The 1,507-nt window shown below is 68.1% G+C and carries 1 protein-coding gene; it reads left to right on the top strand.

What is annotated here, in order from left to right; translation table 11 throughout:
• A partial coding sequence (locus BUB17_RS27245; RefSeq protein WP_208983684.1) for a hypothetical protein occupies positions 1-1,092 on the top strand: 1,092 nt, incomplete at its 5' end.
• Between the last annotated feature and the right edge of the window lie 415 nt (positions 1,093-1,507).

Here is a 1,507-nt window from a genome sequence, read left to right on the forward strand (position 1 = left end):
GTGGAGGCGGTGGAGGCGGTGGAGGCGGTGGAGGCCGTCGACGCGGTGGAGGCGGTGGAGCCGGTGGACGCCGTGGACGCCGTGGAGGCGGAGGCGGTGCAGCCGGTTGAGGCCGTCGACGCCGTGGAGGCGGCGGAGGCGGCGCAGCCGGTGGAGGCCGTGGACGCGGTGGAGCCGGTGGAGGCGGTGGAGGCCGTGCAGCCGGTGGAGGCCGTCGACGCCGTGGAGGCGGTGGAGGCGGTGGAGGCCGTCCCGAAGCTCGCCAAGGGTGGCACCGCCAAGCTGACGACCACGGTGGACTCGGCCGTCTCCAACTTGTTCCGTGAGCTTGCTCAGGTACACCCGACGCTGAAGGTGCTCGACGAACACGCGATCAGGCGCGTGCTGGCCAAGGGGCCGAACGCCGACCACCTCAAGGGCCAGGTCCTTGAGGAGCTCATCGAGTCGCGCATCGTGCCTTGGCTCAGCTCTCGGGAGGGCGGATTCGCGCTCGGTATCACCGTGCCGGTGGGAAAGAAGCTCGAATTCATCCCCGGCCACCTGGTGCGAGACAGCGCTAGCCGCCAAGTGAGCGACGGGCTACTGGCCTACCGGGACGGCGAGAAGCTGGTGATCGCAGCCGTCTTCGAGGCCAAGGCAGGCAAGCAGGCGGCCCGGGAGCTAGGCCTGACGAAAGGCGGCATGTCACCCCTGACCAAAGCGGAGCGTCAGGAACTGCGGGCAAACGCCAAGGACGTGTGGCGCGAGCAGCGCGACGAGGCGTTGGCCGCCGGCAAGCCGTTTATGAAGAGGCTGGACGACGTAGAGAAGGAGTACGCGCTCTCCGAGCTCGGCGGACAAGTGCGGCGTGACGTGGAACGACTCTCGGACGGCGCGCAGATCCGGGTGGGCACCGAGACGTTCGGCGTGTCCATCTCGCCGACGCGGACCAAATTTTTCGGCGTCATACCCAAGGATCTGCGGGCCGCGACGATCGAGAAACAGTTGAAGGAGTCCGGATTCAGCTACGAGATCATCGGAGCCGACATCAAGTCGAAGGACCTTGCTGCCATCGGCGAGAAACTGAAGTCCCTCGCCGATGCCGCTCCCTAAGTCAAGGTCCCACGCGTCAGACTTTCTGGCAGGGCCCGTTGCTTGCGGGTCTGACCTGGCAAGGAGTCTGAGCATTGTATGGCAAGGCCGCCGGTGTTCCCGGCTGAGGAGAAGGTCCCGATCCTGCCTCGATCCTGGCCGGTGAGGTCACCCTCGCCGAGGCCGCGCGGCGGGCGAAGGTGTCCGAGTAGCTCGGGAACTGGAAGCGCCAATTCTTGGGGTTCGGCCGGGCCGGCCTGGTCGCCGGCAAGTCCGGTCTCTCGCCGCGAGGCGCAGCTGGAGGCCGAGGTCGCCGAGCTGACCCAGGTCCTCGGCGAGGCCGCAGTCGAGCTGCGGGTGCGGAAGAAGTCCGCCGAGGGCCGCCTGGGCCCTTCGCGGACCTCTAGGGCCTGTCCCGCGGATCATGTGCTGAGCC

This window comes from Geodermatophilus obscurus (genome assembly GCF_900143215.1).
In the GTDB taxonomy this organism is placed as follows: domain Bacteria; phylum Actinomycetota; class Actinomycetes; order Mycobacteriales; family Geodermatophilaceae; genus Geodermatophilus; species Geodermatophilus obscurus_A.